Consider the following 18808-nt stretch of genomic DNA (forward strand, 5'->3'; position numbering starts at 1 on the left):
ACCATGGCCCGGTATCTCGGTTCCCGGCTCGTGCAGGCGCTGTTGGTGCTGTGGGCGGCGTTCACCGTCTCGTTCGGCGTGCTGTACCTGCTGCCGTCCGACCCGGTGAGCATCGCGGTCGACGGCGCCGGCAGCGGCACACCGGTGGATGCGGCCGCTGTCGCGCAACTGCAGGAGCGGTACGGGCTCGACCGGCCGCTGTGGGAGCAGTACCTCACTGCGTTGAGCAACGCCGTCCGGGGTGACTTCGGCATCTCGATCGTCACGGGACAACCCGTGACCGACGCGATCGCCGCCGCCGTACCCAGCACCCTGGCCCTGGCCGCGGTCGCCCTGGCGCTCGCCGTGCTCCTCGGCACCTCGATCGCGTTCGTCGCCACGTATACGCGTGCCCGGTGGCTGCGCAGCACGCTGTTCTCGCTGCCGCCGCTCGGTGTCGCGGTTCCGACCTTCTGGGTGGGACTTCTTCTGCTCCAGCTCTTCTCGTTCCGGATGAAGCTGCTTCCGGCATTCGGCGACCAGGGCATCGAGCATCTGGTGCTGCCCGCGATCACCCTCGCGCTTCCCACCGGTGCGGTGATCGCGCAGGTCCTCGCCGCGAGCCTGCAGACCACATGGCGGCAACCGTTCGTCGAAGCAGCTCGCGCCAAGGGCGCGTCCCGGTGGCGCCTCCAGACCCGGCACACACTGCGGCTGTCCAGCATCCCCGCATTCACCATCGCCGGGGTGACAGTCGGCAACCTGTTGGCGGGGTCCGTGGTCGTCGAGACGGTGTTCTCCCGCGCCGGTGTCGGTCGTCTGACCCAGACTTCGGTTCTGGCGCAGGATATTCCCGTCGTCCAGGGCATCGTGGTCTTCAGTGCGGTGATCTTCGTGCTCGTCAACCTCGCGGTGGACCTGGTCTATCCGCTCATCGATCCGCGCATCGCCGACGGCCGTCGCGGCGGCGGTTCGCCCTCGCATCCGACGCCCGCCGAGGTGACCACCGAACTCACCGGCTTCGCGGTGGAGGAGGAGAGGAAGGCTCATGTCTGACGTCCTGATCCGGGAACCGGTCGCCGCATCCGCGCAGGCCGCGGCCGGGCTACACGGACCGTCCCGGCTCCGGGGAGCGACGAGCGCCCTGCGCCGCTACGGGGTTCTCGTGGTCTCGACGACCGTGCTGCTCCTCGCCGTCGGCTTCGCCCTGTTCCCCTCGGTCTTCGCGTCCGGTGATCCGCTGCAGGGCGTCCCGGCCGACAAGTTGCAGGGGCCGTCCGCGGCGCACTGGTTCGGCACCGACAACATCGGGCGCGACGTGTACACCCGGGTCGTGCACGGTGCGGGCCTGTCCCTGACCGCGACGCTCGTCGCCGTCGGAATCGCTCTCGTCGTCGGCTCGCTCGTCGGGTTGCTCTCCGGTGCGGTCGGCGGTGCGGTCGACGGGCTACTCATGCGGGTCGTCGATGTTCTGCTGTCCATCCCCGCCCTGCTGTTGTCCCTGGCGCTCGTCACCGCGCTCGGATTCGGCACCATGAACGTGGCGATCGCGGTCGGCGTCGGGCTCGTCGCGAACTTCGCCCGCGTCATGCGGTCGGAGGTCCTGCGCGTGCGCCGCGCCCTGTACGTCGAGGCGGCGTTCGCATGCGGTGCCCGCTGGCACAGAGTCCTGCGCCGGCACGTGCTGCGCAACTCGTACGCCCCCGTCGTCGCGCTCGCGGCGGTCGAGTTCGGCATGGCCGTGCTCGCTGTGTCGTCGCTGAGCTTCCTCGGCTTCGGCGCGGTGCCGCCCACCCCGGAGTGGGGATCGTTGATCTCCGAGGGCAGGAACTACCTGGCCACCGCCTGGTGGATGACGACGCTGCCCGGCCTGGTCATCGTGGCGGTCGTCCTGTCGGCGCATCGCCTCGGTCACGCCATCGAAGAACGGAGCACTCGATGACCGCGCCCCTGCTGGACGTACGCGACCTGCGGGTCGAGTACGGCAGCCGTCGCGACCCGGTCACCGCGGTGGACGGGGTCGGCTTCACGCTTTCCCGGGGTGAGGTCGTCGCGGTGGTCGGCGAGTCCGGTTCCGGCAAGTCGACGACCGCACACGCGATCCTCGGCCTGCTGTCGGGTAGCGGCCGGATCACCGGCGGCACCGTCACGTTCGACGGGCAGCGACTGGACACCCTGCCCGAACGCGCCTTCGAGAAGGTGCGCGGTGCCCGCATCGGACTCGTGCCACAGGACCCCACCACGTCCCTGAACCCGGTCGTCCGCATCGGTGACCAGGTCGCCGAGGTCCTGCGTATCCACGGTCGCGCCGACCGGCGCACCGCGAAGATCGACGCGCGGCGCATCCTCGCGGAAGCCGGGCTCGACGATCCCGAACTCCGTGCCAGGCAGTACCCGCAGGACCTGTCCGGCGGGCAGCGGCAGCGCGTGCTCATAGGCATCGCGCTCGCATGCCGGCCGGACCTCGTCATCGCCGACGAGCCGACCAGCGCCCTCGACGTCACCGTGCAGCGGCGCATCCTCGACCACCTCGACAGCCGCATCGCCGAGACCGGTACCGCGGTCCTGCTCATCACCCACGACCTCGGCGTCGCCGCCGACCGCGCCGACCGCATCGTCGTGATGTGCCAGGGCCGGATCGTCGAGACCGGGCCGGCCCGGCAGATCCTCGAGAACCCCCGGTACGAGTACACCCGGGCGCTCGTCGCCGCCGCACCGAGCCTCGCCGGCACCGCGGCCCGGCCCGGCCGCGGACCCGCGGAACCCCTGCTCACCGTGTCCGGGGTATCGAGGACCTTCCGCATCGACCGGCGCACGTCGCTCGAGGCGGTGCGCGACGTCTCCTTCTCGGTTCCGCGCGGTCGCACTCTGTCCCTGGTCGGCGAGTCCGGTTCCGGCAAGTCCACGGTGTCCCGCATCGCGATCCGATTGGAATCCGCCACGTCCGGGCAGGTCCGGTTCGACGGGCGGGACATCACCGCGCTGCGCGGCCGGGACCTGCGCGAGCTCCGCCGCCGGGTGCAGATCGTCCACCAGAACCCCTATGCGGCCCTGAATCCCAAGCTCCGCATCCGCGACGTCGTCGCCGAACCGCTCGAAGCCTTCGGCATCGGCACGAAAAGCGAGCGCGCCGAACGTGTTGCGGAGCTGCTCGGGCAGGTGGCGCTGAGCACGGCACACCTCGAGCGCAGACCCGCGGAACTGTCCGGCGGACAACGACAGCGCGTTGCGATCGCCCGCGCGCTCGCGCTGCACCCGGAACTCCTCGTGCTCGACGAGCCCGTCTCCGCGCTCGACGTGTCGGTCCAGGCGCAGATCCTCGACCTGCTCGCCCGCCTGCAGGACGAGCTGGGGCTGAGCTACCTGTTCATCTCCCACGATCTTGCCGTGGTCCGGCAGATCAGCGACACCGTCGCGGTGATGCGGTCCGGCGAAATCATCGAATCCGGGACCACCGCAGAGATTTTCGACAGACCACAGCACGAGTACACGAAACTGCTGCTCGATGCCATTCCAGGGAAGGTTCGGCATGCCCGATAGTTCACAGTTGTTGCTCGCCCTCGAATTCCGCGGAACCGGAACGCATCCGCATTCGTGGCGTCGCACGGATTCACGCGCGGAGGACGTGTTCACCGCCCGCTACTGGGCGGATATCGTGGGCCGCGCGGATCGTGCCGGCGTCGACCTGGCCTTCCTCCCCGACTCGTTCGGCATCGACTCCGATGCGGACACCGTGCGCGGCCGGCTCGAAGCGGTCGGCGTCGCCGCCCGGCTGTCCGCCGTCACCTCGCGGATCGGGCTGATCCCCACCGCGACGGTGACCCACACGGAACCGTTCCACGTGGCCAAGGCCGTGCAAACCCTCGACCACACCACGGCCGGCCGTGCGGGGTGGCAGGTCGCCGTCTCCGAGGGTGAGGACCGGGCCGCCCTGTTCGGCCGCAAGGGCACCCAGGACACCGGCTCACTGTGGACCGAGGCCGCCGAGGCCGCCGAGGTCGCGGCCCGCCTGTGGGACAGCTGGGAGGACGACGCCGAGATCCGCGACGTCGCCACCGGCCGGTTCGTCGACCGGGACAAGCTGCACTACATCGACTTCGTCGGCGAGCACTTCTCCGTCAAAGGTCCGTCGATCACGCCCCGGTCACCCCAGGGCCGGCCCCTCGTCGCGGTTGCGGCAGCGGACGAGCAGTCGTTCGACTTCGCCGCGGAGCGCGCCGATCTCGTGCGTATCGAGGCCGCCGACCTCGGGTCCGCCGCGAACCTGGCCGAACGCCTACGCGCGCAGGCCGGTGATCGGCGACCGGCGGTGCTGCTCGACATCGACGTGCTGCTCGCCGCGGACGACCCCACCGCCGCCGCGGACCTGGCCCAGCTCGAGAACTGGGCCGGCGCTGCCTACACGCCGGAGTCGCTGTTCTACCGCGGCGGCCCGGCCGGGCTGCTCGCACTCCTCGGGGACGTGGACGGCCTGGACGGCGTGGTGCTACGTCCGCTGGCCCTCGCCGGCACGGTCGCGGCGCTCACCGAACGGGTCCTGCCGGTGTTGCGGCCGCAGGTCCCGACGTCCACCGGAACCCTGCGGGACCGTCTCGGCCTGCCGCGCCCCGCCAACCGCTACGCCACCGCCTGAGGAGGCCGATCACCGTGCCGCAGAACACCGTTCGAAAGCAAGTCCACCTGGCCGCGCACTTCCCGGGCGTCAACAACACGACCGTGTGGGCGGATCCCGAATCGAAGAGCCAGATCGACTTCGAGTCCTTCCTGCACCTGGCCCGGACCGCAGAACGCGGACTGTTCGACTTCTTCTTCCTGGCCGAGGGACTGCGGCTGCGCGAGCACCGCGGCCGCATCCACGATCTCGACGTCGTCGGCCGGCCCGACACCCTCACGGTTCTCGAGGCCCTCGCCGGTGCGACGACCCACCTCGGGCTCGCGGGCACGATCAACACCACCTTCAACGAGCCGTACGAACTGGCCAAGCAGTTCGCCACCCTCGACCATCTGTCCGACGGCCGCGCCGCGTGGAACCTCGTCACCTCCTCCGACGCCTTCACCGGCGAGAACTTCCGGCGTGGCGGCTATCTCGACCACTCGCAGCGCTACGTCCGCGCCCACGAGATCGTCGACGTCACCCGGCGGCTGTGGGACGGCTGGCGCCCCGGAGCACCGGTCGTCGACCGCGAAAACGGCATCTTCGCGGCGGATTCCGACATCGCTCCGTTCGACATCCACACCACCCAGTTCGACATCTCCGGGCGGTTCGAGGTGCCACGCAGCCCGCAGGGACACCCGGTGCTCCTGCAGGCCGGCGACTCGGACGAGGGCCGCGAATTCGGCGCCGCCAAGGCCGACGCCATCTTCACCGGCCACGGCACCCTCGAGGAGGGCCACGCCTTCTACGCCGACGTCAAGGGCCGCCTCGCGAAGTACGGGCGCAGCCACGCCGACCTGAAGATCCTTCCGGCCGCGACGTTCGTCCTCGGCGACTCCGCGGAGGATGCGGCCGAGCGGGCCCGCCACATCCGGCTGCAGCAGGTGAGCCCGCAGACCGCGATCGCGTTCCTCGAGCAGGTGTGGGGCCGCGACCTGTCCGGGTACGACCCCGAGGGGCCGCTGCCGGACGTCGAACCGGAGGACAACCTGAACATCACGCGCGGCCGCGTCCGCCACGCCAAGGATCCGCGCGCCGTCGCGCTGGCCTGGCGGGAGAAGGCCGAGGCCGAGAAGCTCAGCATCCGCGAACTGATCATCGAGGTCACCGCGCGGCAGCAGTTCGTCGGCACCCCCGATCACGTCGCCGCCGAGATCGACCGCTATGTGCAGACCGACGCGAGCGACGGCTTCATCCTGGTTCCGCACCTCACCCCCGGCGGCCTCGACGAATTCGTCGACAAGGTCGTGCCGCTGCTGCAGGAACGCGGCAGTTTCCGCACCGAGTACGAGGGCGCCACCCTGCGCAGTCACCTCGACCTGCGCCACCCGCACGAGATCGACGAAGGAGTTCAGGCATCGTGACCACCACACTCGACCGAGAGACGTTCACCGAGGACTGGCGGAGCTGGCACGCAGCCCGCGAGGAGGCGCTGCGCCGCCCGGACGGCTGGCTCAGCCTGACCGGGCTGTACTGGCTGGACACCGAGCCCACGATCCTCGACGAGGTGCCCGGATTGTGGCGGGTGGACGGCGAGCGCGTGCTCCTCGAATCCGACGGCGGAACCGAGGTGCACGAGCCGATCGAGGGCGCACCCGGTGTCCGGGTCGCGGCCGGCGACGGCTACGCCGAGATCATCCGCCGCACCGGCCGGTTCGCCCTCCGCATCCACGATCCGAAGTCGCCGGCTCTGACGGCCTTCACCGGAATCCCCGCGTACGAGCCTGCGCCGGAGTGGGTGCTGCAGGGCCGCTTCGAGGCCTTCGATCAGGTGCGGACCGTCACCACCGGCGCCGTGGTCGACGGCCTCGAGCACCGCCACAGCGCGGCCGGGCTGATCCGCTTCACCCACGACGGCGCCGAGCACCGCCTCGTCGCGTTCGGCGACGGCTCGGGTCCGCTGCGCGTGCTGTTCACCGACGGAACCAGCGGCGTGACGACCTACCCGGCCGCGCGGATTCTCGAAGTCGCCGCGCCGACCGCCGACGGCTCGGTCACGCTCGACTTCACCCGGGCCGCCAACCTGCCGTGCGCGTTCACCGACGCGGCGACGTGCCCCATCGCCCCGGCGGAGAACCGGTTGCCGTTCGCCGTCGAGGCCGGCGAACGCACTCCGCGCGACGAGGAGGCCCGGTGACGACCGCATCGAATCCGGTGCCGCTCTCGGTCCTCGACCTCTCCCCAGTCAGCGAGGGATCCACCACGGCGCAGGCGTTGCACAACACCGTCGACCTGGCCCGGAGGACGGAAGGCTGGGGGTACCGCCGGTATTGGGTGGCCGAGCACCACTTCGTCGCCGTCGCGTCGTCGTCGCCGGCCGTGCTGATCGGCGCAATCGCCGCCGCCACCAGCACGATCCGCGTCGGCGCCGCCGCGGTTCAGCTCGGTCACAACACCGCGGCCGGTGTGGTCGAGGCGTTCGGCACGCTGGACGCGCTGTATCCGGGCAGGATCGACCTGGGACTCGGCCGGTCGGGACAGCGCCGGGCGGAGGCGCTCGCGGCCGTCCGGTCCGGGGCCGCCGAAGAGGAATCGCACCGCGCCACCGAGGTGCGCGACGGCCTGGTCATTCCGCCGCCGTACCAGCCCGGGCCGTTGCTGTCCTCGCCGCGCCTGGTTGCCGGGTTCGCCGCGTTGCAGCAGCCGGGGGCGCAGGCCCCGGACTTCGACGGGCAGGTGGACGACATCCTCGCTCTGCTGGACGGGACCTATCGCACCGAGGACGGGATCGAGCTGCACGCCAGCCCCGGCGAGGGCGCGGACGTCGAGCTGTGGGTCTTCGGGACCAGTGCGGGGCCGTCGGCGTCGCTGGCCGGACGGCTGGGTCTGCCGTTCGGTGCGAACTACCACGTCAGTCCCGGCACCACCGTCGAGGCGGTCGAGGCGTACCGCGCGGCGTTCCGCCCGTCCCGCTTCCTCGACCGGCCGTACGTGGTGGTGTCCGCCGACGCGGTCGTCGCCGACGACGACGCCACCGCGCGTGACCTGGCGGCCACGTACGGACACTGGACGCACAGCATCCGGTCCGGCCACGGGGCCGTCCCGTACCCGGACCCGGCCACGTCGGCACCGCTGAGCGACGAGGAGCGCAGCCTCGTCGACGACCGGCTGATCACCCAGTTCGTCGGCGCTCCCGCCACCGTGGCGGAGCGGCTCGAGTCGCTGCGGCGCGTCACCGGGGCGGACGAGCTCGTGGTCACGTCGGTGACGCACCGGCACGAGGACCGGCTGCGTTCGTACGAACTGCTGGCGCGCGAGTGGGGGCTCGCCGCGCTCCGCGCCGCATGACCCCGGTGGTGAACCCGCCCGGACGGCGGGTTCACCACCGAATCGAGCATTCCCGACCGATTGTGTAGGATATCGCCCATGGCACCCGAGACCGCAGCGACCGTCGTCGCCCGCTGGTGCCGTCGTCACGTCGATCTGGGCCGGACCTCCTCGGGCATCTGTACGGGCTGACCGCTCACAGCCCCTTCCGCCACGTCGCGCCGGAGTACCACCGGAGCGGCGCATGATCCAGGAGAAAACCCTTGTCGCACAACGCTACCCGGACCATCGATCGCCCCCTGCGTATTGCCGTCGAGCTTGCCGGGCCCGAGGGACCGCACTACTGGGCCGATCTGACCACCGGACGCGCCGACGAACCGGCGCTCGACCTGAGCGCCTCGCCGTCGAACGTGGTCCGGATCCGCGCCGCCGACCTGAGGGAGAGCGCGAAGCTCCGCGAACGGGCACGCTCCGAAGCCCGCGCCGACGGTCGCGATCCCGACAGCATCAGCGTCCTGGTCGATCTCGAGGTGCTCGTCGCCGAGGAGGCCCGCAGCGCCCGCAAGCAGTATGCGCTGCTCGACGGCCGTCGTCGCGCAGACACCCTGTCCTACATCGGCACCCCGCACGGCCTCGCCGGACTGATCGCCGACATCCACACCACCCGCGTGGCCGACGGCGTGACGCTCCTCCCGCTCGGTGCCGAGTTCACGATCGAGCACATCGTCGACGGCACCCTGCCGTGGCTCGAATCACGGGGGCTGGCAACGCCGTCGCCCGCTGTGGTGGAGGTCCTGCGCCGCTTCGGCACCGGGGACCGCGGGCTCATCCTGGCCTCCTGACCGTCGTTCGAGACGCGGGGCGAGAGTTTCTTCTCTCGCCCCGCCTTTCGTCGTCCGGTCCGCGCGTCCCGCTCGGCAGGGGCGCCGGGCGCCGTCCGGCGAGGACCAGAATTGGAATCGGACCGATTTCAACCGTGGCCCGCGCTCCGCCCCGCCCTTAACCTCGCAACAATGTCCCTCGCATTCCATTGGTTTCTTCCCACCTACGGCGACAGCCGCCTGATCGTCGGCGGCGGCCACGGAACGCCCGCTGGGGCGGCCCGCGGTGATCGGCGCGCCACCGTCGGGTACCTGGCGTCGATCGCCCGCGCCGCCGAGGAGTTCGGATTCGCCGGCGCACTCACCCCTACCGGCGCATGGTGCGAGGACGCCTTCCTCACCACGGCAATGGTGGCGCGCGAATCCGAGCGACTCGCCTTCCTCGTGGCGTTCCGCCCGGGACTGATCAGCCCCACCCTCGCCGCGCAGATGGCGGCGACGTTCTCACTGCACGCCCCGGGGCGGATCCTGCTCAACGTGGTGGTGGGCGGCGAGGCCCACGAGCAGCGCGCGTACGGCGACCGCCTCGGCAAGGACGAGCGGTACGCCCGAGCGGACGAGTTCCTCTCGATCGTCCGACGGTTGTGGGCCGGCGAGACCGTCACCCACTCCGGCACGCACCTGAACATCTCGGAAGCCGCGCTGGCCACGCTCCCGAGCCCTGTCCCCCCGTTGTACTTCGGTGGATCGTCCGCCGCGGCGGGCCCGGTGGCCGCCGAGCACGCCGACGTCTACCTCACCTGGGGTGAGCCGCCGGCGGCCGTCGCCGAAAAGATCGCATGGATCCGCGAACTCGCCTCCCGGCGCGGACGCACCATCCGGTTCGGCATCCGCCTGCACGTCATCACCCGGGATACCGCCGCCGATGCGTGGGCGCAGGCCGACCGGCTGATCGCGGCACTCGGCCCCGACACGGTGACCGCGGCACAGGCGGGTCTCGCACGCAGCGAGTCCGAAGGACAGCGCCGCATGCTCGCCCTGCACGAGAACAACCGGCGCAGCGGAGACTGGCGCGACGCCCGCAACCTGGAGGTGGCGCCGAACCTGTGGACCGGGGTGGGTCTCGTGCGCGGCGGGGCCGGGACGGCGCTGGTCGGCAGCCATACCGAAGTCGCCGACCGGATCGCCGAATACGCCGCGCTGGGCATCGACGAGTTCGTGCTCTCGGGATACCCGCACCTCGAGGAGCTGTACTGGTTCGGCGAGGGGGTGCTACCGGTCCTGCGGGAACGCGGCCTGTTCACCGGCGGTGCCGACGGCGCCGTGTCCGGAAGCGTTCCCTTCCTTCCCGCCGGGGTCCGCTGAGATGGGCACTGCCGAGGTCACATCCGGGATCGTCGACGGCGACCACGCGCTCGAGACGGCCACGGTGCTGGGCCGGCGATTCGCCGAGAACGCCACGCTCCGCGACGCGAACCGCGAACTGCCGCACACCCAGATCCGCGAGTTCGCCGGATCGGGCCTCGGCGCGGTGACGGTGCCCCGCGCGTACGGCGGGATCGACGTGCCCACCGAGACGCTCGTGGAGATCTTCCGGCTCCTCGCCGAGGCGGATCCGAGTATCGCGCAGATCCCCCAGTCCCACTTCACCTTCCTCGAACTGCTCCGGTCGCAGGGAACCCCGGATCAGCAGGAGTTCTTCTACGGTGAGGTGCGGTCCGGAGCCCTGTTCGCGAACGCGCAGAGCGAACGCGGCCCCCATCCCGTCGACGTGGACACCACGGTGCTCGTCCCGTCCGGTGCGGGTTTCACGCTCTCGGGCCGCAAGTTCTACAGCACGGGCGCCCTGTTCGCGGACTGGATCGCCGTGCGCGCCAGTGTGGTCGGCGACGGCGGCACCCCGGGCCGCGGCACTCCGAAGGCCGTGGCGTTCGTGCCCCGCGACGCCGCCGGGCTCACCGTCGTCGACGACTGGGACGGCATGGGGCAGCGCACCACCGCCAGTGGCACCGTCACCCTCGACGGCGTGACGGTGCCCGCCTCGTCGATCGTCCAGTACTCGGGGCTGTTCGACGGGCCCACCACCTACGGGGCACAGGCACAGATCCTGCACGCCGCGATCGACGTGGGGATCGCGACCGGCGCCCTGCGCGAGGCGGTCGTGCAGGCCGGCCGCGCCCGTCCCCACTTCGAGGCGGGAGTCGACCGCGCGGTGGACGATCCGCTACTGGCTCAGCTCGCCGGCGAGGTGACCGTCACGGTGCGGGCGGCCCAGGCCCTGCTGACCGTCGCGGCCCGCGCGGTGGACTCCGCGCGCGCCGACCTCGACGCCGACACCGCCGCGGCGGCATCGATCGACGTCGCCACCGCGAAGGTCGCGGCGACCCGCGCCGCGCTCGACGCCGCGAACGCGGTGTTCGAACTGGGCGGCACCCGAAGCGCATCCGGCGCGGCCAACCTGTCCCGCTACTGGCGCGACGCACGTACCCACACCCTGCACGACGCGACGCGCTGGAAACTGCAGCACATCGGCCGTTGGACGCTGGACGGGACATCTCCACCGCGGCACGGGGTGATCTGAGACGACCGCACGCCCGTTCCCCGGCGCCAGTATTGAACTCTGGCCGATCGCAACCGGTGCCATCGCGGGCCCGATTGTCCATCGTTGTGTCGACATCGACGCCACACCGAGGAGCATGACAGGTGAGCAGTTCAACGATCCAGACGCCGGCCGTGACCGACGACGAACTCCGGGAGCGCTTCCGGCCGATCTTCGACCGGATCGCCGAGGGAGCCGTCCAGCGCGAGCACGAGCGCCGGCTGCCGTTCCACGAGGTGCAGTGGCTGCGGGAGGCCCGTTTCGGCGCCCTGCGGGTGCCGGTCGGGTTCGGCGGCTTCGGTGCCACGATCCGTCAGCTGTTCGACCTGCTGATCGACCTCGCTGCCGCCGAGTCGAACCTGCCACAGGCGCTGCGCGTGCACTGGAGCTTCGTCGAGGACCAGCGGCTCGCGGGTGACGAACGAGCCCGGCACTGGCTCGCGGCCGCCGCGGACGGCACGCTCGTCGGCAACGCCATCACCGAACCGGGCGTGGGTGCCGCCGACCGCTACCGCACGACCCTCACCCGCAAGGGCGGCGACTGGGCCCTCGACGGAATCAAGTACTACAGCACCGGAAGCCTGTACGCCGACCACATCCTCGTCGCCGCGGACCGCGACGGCGAGCGGGTCTCGGTACTGGTGGACGCGCGGCAGGAGGGCGTCGAGCAGACCGACGACTGGGACGGTTTCGGCCAGCGGCTCACCGCGAGCGGTACCACCACCTTCACGGGAGTCGTGGTGCCGGAGGACCGCATCCTCGGGCCCGGCTACGGCGCCCCGGGCCGCACCTACGCGACCGCCTACCTGCAGCTGGTGCAGCTCGCGGTGCTCGCCGGCATCGCCCGGCGCGCCGAGGCCGACGCCGTCGACTGGGTTCGGGCGCGCACCCGCACGTTCACCCACGCCGTGGCCGACCTGCCACGGCACGACCCGCTGGTCCAGCAGGTGATCGGGAAGCTGTCGGCCGCGGCCTTCGGTGCCCGCGCCGCCGTGCTCGCCGTCGCCGACGACCTCGACGTCCTTCTCGACGCGGGCGCCGACGACCCCGAACTGCTCGACCGCGCCGAGGCTTCCGCCGCCCGCGCCCAGTCGGTGGTGATCGGGCTCGTCCTCGACGCGACGGCGCAGCTGTTCGAGGTCGGCGGCGCGTCCATCACCTCGTCGGAGGCGGCGCTGGACCGGCACTGGCGCAACGCACGGACCGTCGCGGCGCACAACCCGCTGATCTACAAGCAGCAGGCCGTCGGCGCCCATGTGCTCAACGGAGATCCGCTCCCCTACGCGTGGAGCGCGGGCCGTCGCCCCGGAGTCATCGCGTGACCCGGCACATCCGCTTCAACGCGTTCGACATGAACTGCGTGGCCCACCAGTCGCCCGGACTGTGGCGCCACCCCGCGGACCGGTCGCACCGCTACACCGACCTCGGGTACTGGACCGAACTTGCCCGGCTCCTCGAACGCGGCCTGTTCGACGGCCTGTTCATCGCCGACGTGCTCGGCACGTACGACGTCTACGGCGGCACCGACGAGGCGGCGCTGCGGCAGGGGGCGCAGGTCCCGGTGGCCGATCCGCTCCTGCTCGTCTCCGCGATGGCCGCGGCGACCGAGCATCTCGGCTTCGGCATCACCACCGGAACAGGATTCGAGCATCCCTACCCGTTCGCGCGGCGGCTCTCGACCCTCGACCACCTCACCCGCGGCCGCATCGGATGGAACGTCGTCACCGGATACCTGCCGTCCGCGGCCCGCAACTTCGGCGAGGCCGACCAGCTCGATCACGACACCCGCTACGACCACGCCGACGAGTACCTCGAGGTGCTCTACAAGCTGTGGGAGGGCTCCTGGGAGGACGACGCCGTCGTCCGGGACGCCGAGCGCGGCCTCTACATCGACCCGGAGAAGGTGCACCACATCGGGCATCGCGGTGCGCATTTCACGGTGCCCGGAATTCACCTGTCCGAACCGTCACCGCAGCGGTCTCCGGTGATCTATCAGGCCGGGGCGTCGCCGCGCGGCGTGCGCTTCGCGGCGGAGAACGCGGAGGCGATCTTCGTCGGGCCGCCGTCCAAGCGGGTCCTGCGCGACACCGTGGCCCGCATCCGGGCCGCGCTCGTCGACGCCGGCCGCGATCCGTACTCCGCGCGGATCTACGCCCTCGCCACGATCGTCACGGACGCCACCGACGAGGCGGCCGCGGCCAAACACGAGGAGTACAAGCGGTACGCCAGCCTCGAGGGCGCGCTGGTGTTCACCTCCGGCTGGATGGGTATCGACCTGTCCCGCTACGACCTCGACGAGCCGATCGGCAACGTCGAGAGCAACGCCATCCGCTCCGCGGTCGCGGCGTTCCAGGAGGCCGACGACGACGGCCGCGAATGGCGCGTCCGCGACATCGCCGAGTGGGCGAGCATCGGCGGACTGGGCCCCCGCTTCGTCGGCTCCGGCGAGTCCGTCGCCACCCGGTTGCAGGAGTGGGTGGCCGAAACCGACGTCGACGGGTTCAACCTTGCCTATGCCGTCACGCCCGGCTCGTTCGAGGACGTGATCACCCACGTCGTCCCCGTCCTCCAGGAGCGCGGTGCCTACCCGACGACCTACACCGAGGGAACGCTGCGCCACAAGCTCTTCGGCAAGGGCGACCGCCTCCCCGACGAGCATCGGGGCGCCCGCTACCGGCTCGGCGCGCCCCTCTCGACCGTGACCGACCGCCACCGCGCCTACGTCGGCTGATCCATCACCGCCCACCACGAGGAGTTTCCATGACCACCACTCGACGTTCCGTCGCCGTCGTCGGCGCCGGACTGGCCGGGACCACGGCCGCGCTCGGCTTCCTCGATGCCGGATTCGACGTCACCGTCCTCAGCGATCGGGATCGCGAGTCGCTGCGCAACGACGTGCCGGCGACCGGAACGGCCGTCTACTTCGGCAAGTCCCGCGAGTCCGACGCCCGGATCATCGAGGATCTGTACGCCGACGGACCCCATTCGACCGGCATGAGCACGCGCCTGTATTCGGGCGACGGCGACACCCGCGCCGAGGTCCTCGAGTTCGACCCGGATTTCCGGTACGTCGCGCAGGGCGTCGACGTCCGGCTGCGGGCGGACGACCGGGTGGGCCGTTTCCTCGACCGGGGTGGCCGGTTCGAGGTGCGCGCGGTGACGCCGGAGAGTCTCGATGCGATCGCCGCCGAGCACGACCTGACGCTCGTCGCGACCGGCAAGGGCGGCCTGTCGTCGCTGTTTCCCGTCGACGCCGAGCGCACCGTCTACCGCGAGCCCCAGCGCACCCTGCTGCTGGTGACGCTCCGGGGACTCGGGCACGGCCCGGACACGTGGGGTTACCGCTCCGAGGCGGGGGGCGCCCACAACCTGTTCAACCTGCACACCGAGTACGGCGAGGCCTGGCTCGGCCCGTACCTGCACAAGGACGCGGGTCCGACGTGGAGCTTCCTCGGCTTCGCCAAGCCGGGCAGCCCGTGGGTCGAGCGGTTCGAGGCGGTCACCGACGTCCACAGCGCCCGTCGCACCGTCGTCGAGCTGTACCGCGACTACTTCCCGCAGGACGCCCCCGAGGTGGAGAAGCTCGAGGTCATCGAGGCCGATCCGCACTCGTGGCTGCGCGGGGCCGTCACCCCGACGGTGCGACGGGCGGTGGGCCGCACGGCCGGGGGCCACGTCGTCGCCGCGATCGGCGACACCGCCATCGCGTTCGACCCCATCGCCGGCCAGGGCGCACAGAACACCGTGGTGCAGGTGGCGGCGCTGATCGAGGCGGCACGCGGCCACGAGGGCGAGTTCACCGCCGACTGGCTCACGGAGCAGTTCGAAAAGCACTGGGACGCCCGCGGTCACGCCGCCGCGGAGGTGACCCGGCTGTTCCTCGGCGATCCGAAGTACGCCGTGCACGCGGAGTTGCTCTTCCCCGCGGCGACCGTGAGTGAGCCGGTGGCCGCCGCGCTGTTCGGGTTCCTGTCCGAACCCGGCACGCTGCTCGGAATCGACACCCGCGACGACGTGCTGGCGTTCATCACCGCGCATGCCGGCGAGCCGGCCGAGGACGTGCTGGCGCGGTTCCAGCCGAGCGGCGGCTTCAGCGCGTCGCCGCTCGCCGGCGCAGCGGTCCAGCCCGCCTGACGACGACCCGGTCCCGACCGTCGCGACCGCTCGCGACGGTTGGGATCGGGTTGATTCCAACGATTGGGTGCGGCGGGTGCGGACGCTTGAATTGGTGCCCATGTCGACCGAACACATCACCCCCGAGATCAAGTTCGCCTACTGGGTGCCCAACGTCAGCGGCGGCCTCGTCACCTCGAACATCGAACAGCGCACCAGCTGGGACTACGACTACAACGTCCGGCTCGCCCGCACCGCCGAGAACAACGGCTTCGAGTACGCCCTGAGCCAGGTGCGGTACGAGGCCAGCTACGGCGCGGAGTTCCAGCACGAGTCCACCAGCTTCTCCCTCGCTCTCCTGCTGGCCACCGAGCGCCTGAAGGTGATCGCCGCCGTCCATCCCGGACTGTGGCAGCCGGCGGTGCTCGCCAAGCTGGGTGCCACCGCAGACCAGCTCTCCGGCGGCCGGTTCGCCGTCAACGTCGTCAGCGGCTGGTTCAAGGACGAGTTCACCCACCTCGGCGAGCCGTGGCTCGAGCACGACGAACGCTACCGCCGCAGTGCCGAGTTCCTGCAGGTGCTGCGCAAGATCTGGACCGAGGACGATGTCGACTTCCGCGGCGACTTCTACCGCATCCACGACTTCACCCTCAAGCCCAAGCCCGCCAACACGCCCGAGCGGCCCAATCCCGAACTGTTCCAGGGCGGTAACTCCACCGCCGCGATCGCCAATGGTGGCCGCTACGCGGACTGGTACTTCAGCAACGGCAAGGACTACGACGGCATCAGCGACCAGATCGCCGACCTGCGCGCCGTCGCCCGCGAGCACCAGCGCGAGGTCAGGGTCGGCCTCAACGGGTTCATCATCGCCCGCGACACCGAGAAGGAAGCGCGCGACACGCTCCGCGAGATCATCGAGAAGGCGAACCGCCCGGCGGTCGAGGGCTTCCGCGGCGCCGTGCAGCAGGCCGGTGCGTCCACCGGGGACAAGAAGGGCATGTGGGCCGACTCGACATTCGAGGACCTGGTCCAGTACAACGACGGCTTCCGCACCCAGCTCATCGGCACGCCCGAGCAGATCGCCCACCGCATCGTCGAATACCGCCGGCGCGGGGTCGATCTCATCCTGGCCGGCTTCCTCCACTTCCAGGAGGAGATCGAGTACTTCGGCGAGAAGGTGCTGCCGCTCGTGCGTGAACTCGAGGCCGCCGATCAGGACGACCGCGAGCCCGTGGTCGTCTGACGCGGCCCGATCACCGCCACGCGGATCGCAGGACCGGCGCCCAGCGCTCGGCGTAGTCCGCGATCCGCGTGTCGGTGGTGTAGGTGGAGTCGAGCAGGTACAGACCCGGCGCCGGGGTGGTGGCACCGAGTTCGACGATCACCGGCTCGAGCAGCAGGTCCGGGGCCATGGCGTGGGCCGGGCCGGCGCCGAGCATGAGCGGCACGGCGGTGACGTCGCGCAAGCCGTCGCCGGTGGCGAACTGGTCGAGGAACAGCTTGAGGATGCCGGTGTAGGCGGCCTTGAACGTGGGGCTGGCGAAGACCACGAGGTCCGAGGCGGCGACGGTGTCCACCGCCGCCTTGACGGCGTCGTCGCCCCAGCCGAGCAGGCCGGGTCCGAGGGTGATCACGTCGACGACGTGGTCGGGGGCGGTGCCGGTGAGTTCGGTGGCCAGGAGGGTGGCGGCGTCGAGGGTGCGGGAGCCGGGCTTGGGGTTGCCGGCGACGACGGTGGTCTTCACGCAGGGGCCTTTCCACACACATTCGAGGTATCCCGGCGCGGTGCGCTGCCGGGAGGTTCTGGTCGGACCGCGCTCACCGTGTGCACAGCTCTATCACCGCGTAGGTGGTGGCGACGTCCGGCCACCGGACCTCGGCGAACAGCCGCCGCAGTAGACCTTGCCTCTCGCACTCCGATTCGCGTGCGGCCGCCGAAGGGCGACCTGTGGGGAGGTCGTCGTGCCCGGCCGTCATGCGCACCGCCTCGTCAGCAGTTCCGTGATGTGAACGGCCGGGTGCGGGTCGAAGCGGTATCCGCTGCCGCGGACCGTGGAGATGATGCTGCCGAACTGCTGCAATTTGGTCCTGATCCGGGAGACGTGGACATCGACGTTCCGGCCACGACTGTCCACCTCCCGCATCCCGGTCCCGAGGTCACGCAGGACGGCCCGGGACACCACGGTCCTCGGGTTGCGGACGAGATAGGCGAGGATCTCGAACTCGCTGTGGCTGAGCAGCACTCGCCGGCCGTCGAGCAGGACGTCGCGGGCGGGAAGGTCGATGATCAACGGGATGGGGGTCGGGCTGAGCACCGTATGGGTGCTCACGCCCGGAACCAGATCCTGGGCGGCCTCGCGAAGGGCATCGGCGAGCGCTGCCAGGTCACGCGAGGAGTGTGTTCCGATGTCGGGCAGTCGCAGGACGAGAACGAGTTCGGCACCGGCGTCGGTGACTACGTCATTGCGAGTGTCGAGGATTTCCATGTGAGGCTCCGGTCGAGGAGGGGATCCGACGAGCTGACGGGCGATGCGGTGCGGCGACAGCTCGGACACTCGTTCCGGAGACTCGGCAGGCGACTCATGATTCACTCCTCCAATGCGACGGGGCGGTGGTAGGCACCCTCGTGGTACAGCAACGGAATACGCTTTCCCTCCGCCGGATTCGGGTCCTCGTGCGCACGAACCACGACACCGACGACCAGAGTGCTGTCACCGAGCGGAATCAACCGGTCGACGACAACCCGGAGCCAGACCGGCGTGCCGTGCAGGACGGGTTCACCGGATTCGATTCGGGTCCAGAGCGACTCGTCGGAGAACCGCTCCGCCGCGCTGCGCGCGAAGCGCTGCGCGAGATGCTGCTGATGCTCGCCCAACAGGTGGATCACCAACGACTCGGCCGAGCGGACGGCGCCGATGCTCGACGACGTGTCGGTGATGTTGAACGAGACCAGCGGCGGATCGAGGGAGAGCGAAGCGAAGGACGTCGCAGTGAACCCGACCGGGCCGGAGCCGGATTCGAGAGTGACGATCGTGACCCCGGCGGGGTGCCGCCGAAGGGCCGAGCGGTATTGGTCGCCACGGACGCCCGGAGCGTGCTCCGATGCGGCGGTGGCGGAGTATTCGAGGGCATTCGACATCGACAGGGACATAGCCGTTCCTTGAAGGAGGTACATACCGAGACGGAGGGAGGAGTCGGGAAGACACGTACTCAGGTCAGGAGGCACAGAGACACGAGCGGGTGCGGCACAGGTCCACGTGCCTGCGGCTCCACGCTGTTTCGGTCATAGTGCTCGATCCTCACCTGTCTGCAGTCGATCGTGGCCGGCCCCGACGGTCTTCGTCGGGGCACAGCCGAGGCGGTGCCGGGGTTGCC

The 18808-nt window shown here is 70.7% G+C and carries 18 protein-coding genes; 14 read left to right on the forward strand and 4 right to left on the reverse strand.

What is annotated here, in order from left to right; all coding sequences use genetic code 11:
- The first annotated feature begins 3 nt into the window (after positions 1 to 3).
- The 14 genes from KZJ41_RS27345 (at position 4) to sfnG (ending at position 16676) form a co-directional block, all read left to right on the forward strand.
- The gene (locus KZJ41_RS27345; RefSeq protein ID WP_029546676.1) at positions 4 to 1035 is read left to right on the forward strand and encodes an ABC transporter permease; all 1032 of its coding nucleotides are present in this window, start codon (positions 4 to 6) and stop codon (positions 1033 to 1035) included.
- Complete coding sequence (locus KZJ41_RS27350; RefSeq protein WP_029546677.1) at positions 1028 to 1921, forward strand: ABC transporter permease; 894 nt, start codon at positions 1028 to 1030, stop codon at positions 1919 to 1921. Before KZJ41_RS27345 ends, KZJ41_RS27350 begins: the two co-directional genes overlap by 8 nt.
- On the forward strand, positions 1918 to 3519 hold the full coding sequence (locus KZJ41_RS27355) for an ABC transporter ATP-binding protein (RefSeq protein WP_029546678.1): 1602 nt from the start codon (positions 1918 to 1920) through the stop codon (positions 3517 to 3519). The genes KZJ41_RS27350 and KZJ41_RS27355 overlap by 4 nt, the downstream gene beginning before the upstream one ends.
- Positions 3509 to 4612, forward strand: coding sequence for an LLM class flavin-dependent oxidoreductase (locus KZJ41_RS27360; protein ID WP_006943649.1), 1104 nt, complete (start codon positions 3509 to 3511; stop codon positions 4610 to 4612). The genes KZJ41_RS27355 and KZJ41_RS27360 overlap by 11 nt, the downstream gene beginning before the upstream one ends.
- Positions 4613 to 4626: 14 nt before the next feature.
- On the forward strand, positions 4627 to 5997 hold the full coding sequence (locus KZJ41_RS27365) for an NtaA/DmoA family FMN-dependent monooxygenase (RefSeq protein WP_029546679.1): 1371 nt from the start codon (positions 4627 to 4629) through the stop codon (positions 5995 to 5997).
- Positions 5994 to 6770 carry a DUF1684 domain-containing protein gene (locus tag KZJ41_RS27370; protein ID WP_029546680.1) on the forward strand — a complete coding sequence of 259 codons (777 nt, stop codon included), beginning with the start codon at positions 5994 to 5996 and terminating at the stop codon, positions 6768 to 6770. Before KZJ41_RS27365 ends, KZJ41_RS27370 begins: the two co-directional genes overlap by 4 nt.
- On the forward strand, positions 6767 to 7921 hold the full coding sequence (locus KZJ41_RS27375; protein WP_029546681.1) for an LLM class flavin-dependent oxidoreductase: 1155 nt from the start codon (positions 6767 to 6769) through the stop codon (positions 7919 to 7921). The genes KZJ41_RS27370 and KZJ41_RS27375 overlap by 4 nt, the downstream gene beginning before the upstream one ends.
- A 242-nt stretch (positions 7922 to 8163) precedes the next feature.
- Entirely contained in the window at positions 8164 to 8742 is a 579-nt protein-coding gene (locus KZJ41_RS27380) for a hypothetical protein (protein WP_029546682.1), read from the forward strand.
- Between the two features lie 171 nt (positions 8743 to 8913).
- Positions 8914 to 10086 (forward strand): LLM class flavin-dependent oxidoreductase, encoded by a 1173-nt coding sequence (locus KZJ41_RS27385; RefSeq protein WP_029546683.1) that lies wholly within the window; start codon positions 8914 to 8916, stop codon positions 10084 to 10086.
- Position 10087: 1 nt separating this feature from the next.
- Positions 10088 to 11302: an SfnB family sulfur acquisition oxidoreductase gene (locus KZJ41_RS27390; protein ID WP_006943657.1), complete on the forward strand. Its 1215-nt coding sequence runs from the start codon at positions 10088 to 10090 to the stop codon at positions 11300 to 11302.
- Positions 11303 to 11424: 122 nt separating this feature from the next.
- Complete coding sequence (locus KZJ41_RS27395; RefSeq protein ID WP_029546684.1) at positions 11425 to 12642, forward strand: acyl-CoA dehydrogenase family protein; 1218 nt, start codon at positions 11425 to 11427, stop codon at positions 12640 to 12642.
- Positions 12639 to 14051 carry an LLM class flavin-dependent oxidoreductase gene (locus tag KZJ41_RS27400; protein WP_006943659.1) on the forward strand — a complete coding sequence of 471 codons (1413 nt, stop codon included), beginning with the start codon at positions 12639 to 12641 and terminating at the stop codon, positions 14049 to 14051. Before KZJ41_RS27395 ends, KZJ41_RS27400 begins: the two co-directional genes overlap by 4 nt.
- A 29-nt stretch (positions 14052 to 14080) precedes the next feature.
- Positions 14081 to 15454: a styrene monooxygenase/indole monooxygenase family protein gene (locus KZJ41_RS27405; protein WP_029546685.1), complete on the forward strand. Its 1374-nt coding sequence runs from the start codon at positions 14081 to 14083 to the stop codon at positions 15452 to 15454.
- Between the two features lie 100 nt (positions 15455 to 15554).
- Positions 15555 to 16676, forward strand: coding sequence for a dimethylsulfone monooxygenase SfnG (sfnG, locus tag KZJ41_RS27410; RefSeq protein WP_029546686.1), 1122 nt, complete (start codon positions 15555 to 15557; stop codon positions 16674 to 16676).
- 10 nt (positions 16677 to 16686) lie between these two features.
- Here the strand turns inward: sfnG and KZJ41_RS27415 are convergent, their stop codons facing one another.
- The 4 genes from KZJ41_RS27415 to KZJ41_RS28645 form a co-directional block, all read right to left on the reverse strand.
- Positions 16687 to 17178, reverse strand: a complete 492-nt coding sequence (locus KZJ41_RS27415) for an NADPH-dependent FMN reductase (protein WP_029546687.1) — start codon at positions 17176 to 17178, stop codon at positions 16687 to 16689.
- Positions 17179 to 17406: 228 nt separating this feature from the next.
- The gene (locus tag KZJ41_RS27420) at positions 17407 to 17919 is read right to left on the reverse strand and encodes a winged helix-turn-helix domain-containing protein (RefSeq protein ID WP_029546688.1); all 513 of its coding nucleotides are present in this window, start codon (positions 17917 to 17919) and stop codon (positions 17407 to 17409) included.
- A gap of 101 nt (positions 17920 to 18020) precedes the next feature.
- Positions 18021 to 18584, reverse strand: coding sequence for a flavin reductase family protein (locus tag KZJ41_RS27425; RefSeq protein WP_029546689.1), 564 nt, complete (start codon positions 18582 to 18584; stop codon positions 18021 to 18023).
- Between the two features lie 64 nt (positions 18585 to 18648).
- The gene (locus tag KZJ41_RS28645) at positions 18649 to 18720 is read right to left on the reverse strand and encodes a putative leader peptide (protein ID WP_353852504.1); all 72 of its coding nucleotides are present in this window, start codon (positions 18718 to 18720) and stop codon (positions 18649 to 18651) included.
- Positions 18721 to 18808: the final 88 nt, after the last annotated feature.

This window comes from Rhodococcus sp. 11-3 (assembly GCF_023704055.1).
In the GTDB taxonomy this organism is placed as follows: Bacteria; Actinomycetota; Actinomycetes; order Mycobacteriales; family Mycobacteriaceae; genus Rhodococcus; species Rhodococcus aetherivorans.

What these genes read in the sequence shown, in the direction of transcription:
- KZJ41_RS27345 (WP_029546676.1), top strand. Translation starts at nt 4, where the DNA reads ATGGCCCGGTATCTCGGTTCCCGGCTCGTGCAGGCGCTGTTGGTGCTG.
- KZJ41_RS27355 (WP_029546678.1), top strand. Translation starts at nt 1,918, where the DNA reads ATGACCGCGCCCCTGCTGGACGTACGCGACCTGCGGGTCGAGTACGGC.
- KZJ41_RS27385 (WP_029546683.1), top strand. Translation starts at nt 8,914, where the DNA reads ATGTCCCTCGCATTCCATTGGTTTCTTCCCACCTACGGCGACAGCCGC.
- KZJ41_RS27350 (WP_029546677.1), top strand. Translation starts at nt 1,028, where the DNA reads ATGTCTGACGTCCTGATCCGGGAACCGGTCGCCGCATCCGCGCAGGCC.
- KZJ41_RS27425 (WP_029546689.1), bottom strand. Translation starts at nt 18,584, where the DNA reads ATGTCCCTGTCGATGTCGAATGCCCTCGAATACTCCGCCACCGCCGCA.
- KZJ41_RS27405 (WP_029546685.1), top strand. Translation starts at nt 14,081, where the DNA reads ATGACCACCACTCGACGTTCCGTCGCCGTCGTCGGCGCCGGACTGGCC.
- KZJ41_RS27420 (WP_029546688.1), bottom strand. Translation starts at nt 17,919, where the DNA reads ATGGAAATCCTCGACACTCGCAATGACGTAGTCACCGACGCCGGTGCC.
- KZJ41_RS27360 (WP_006943649.1), top strand. Translation starts at nt 3,509, where the DNA reads ATGCCCGATAGTTCACAGTTGTTGCTCGCCCTCGAATTCCGCGGAACC.
- sfnG (WP_029546686.1), top strand. Translation starts at nt 15,555, where the DNA reads ATGTCGACCGAACACATCACCCCCGAGATCAAGTTCGCCTACTGGGTG.
- KZJ41_RS27390 (WP_006943657.1), top strand. Translation starts at nt 10,088, where the DNA reads ATGGGCACTGCCGAGGTCACATCCGGGATCGTCGACGGCGACCACGCG.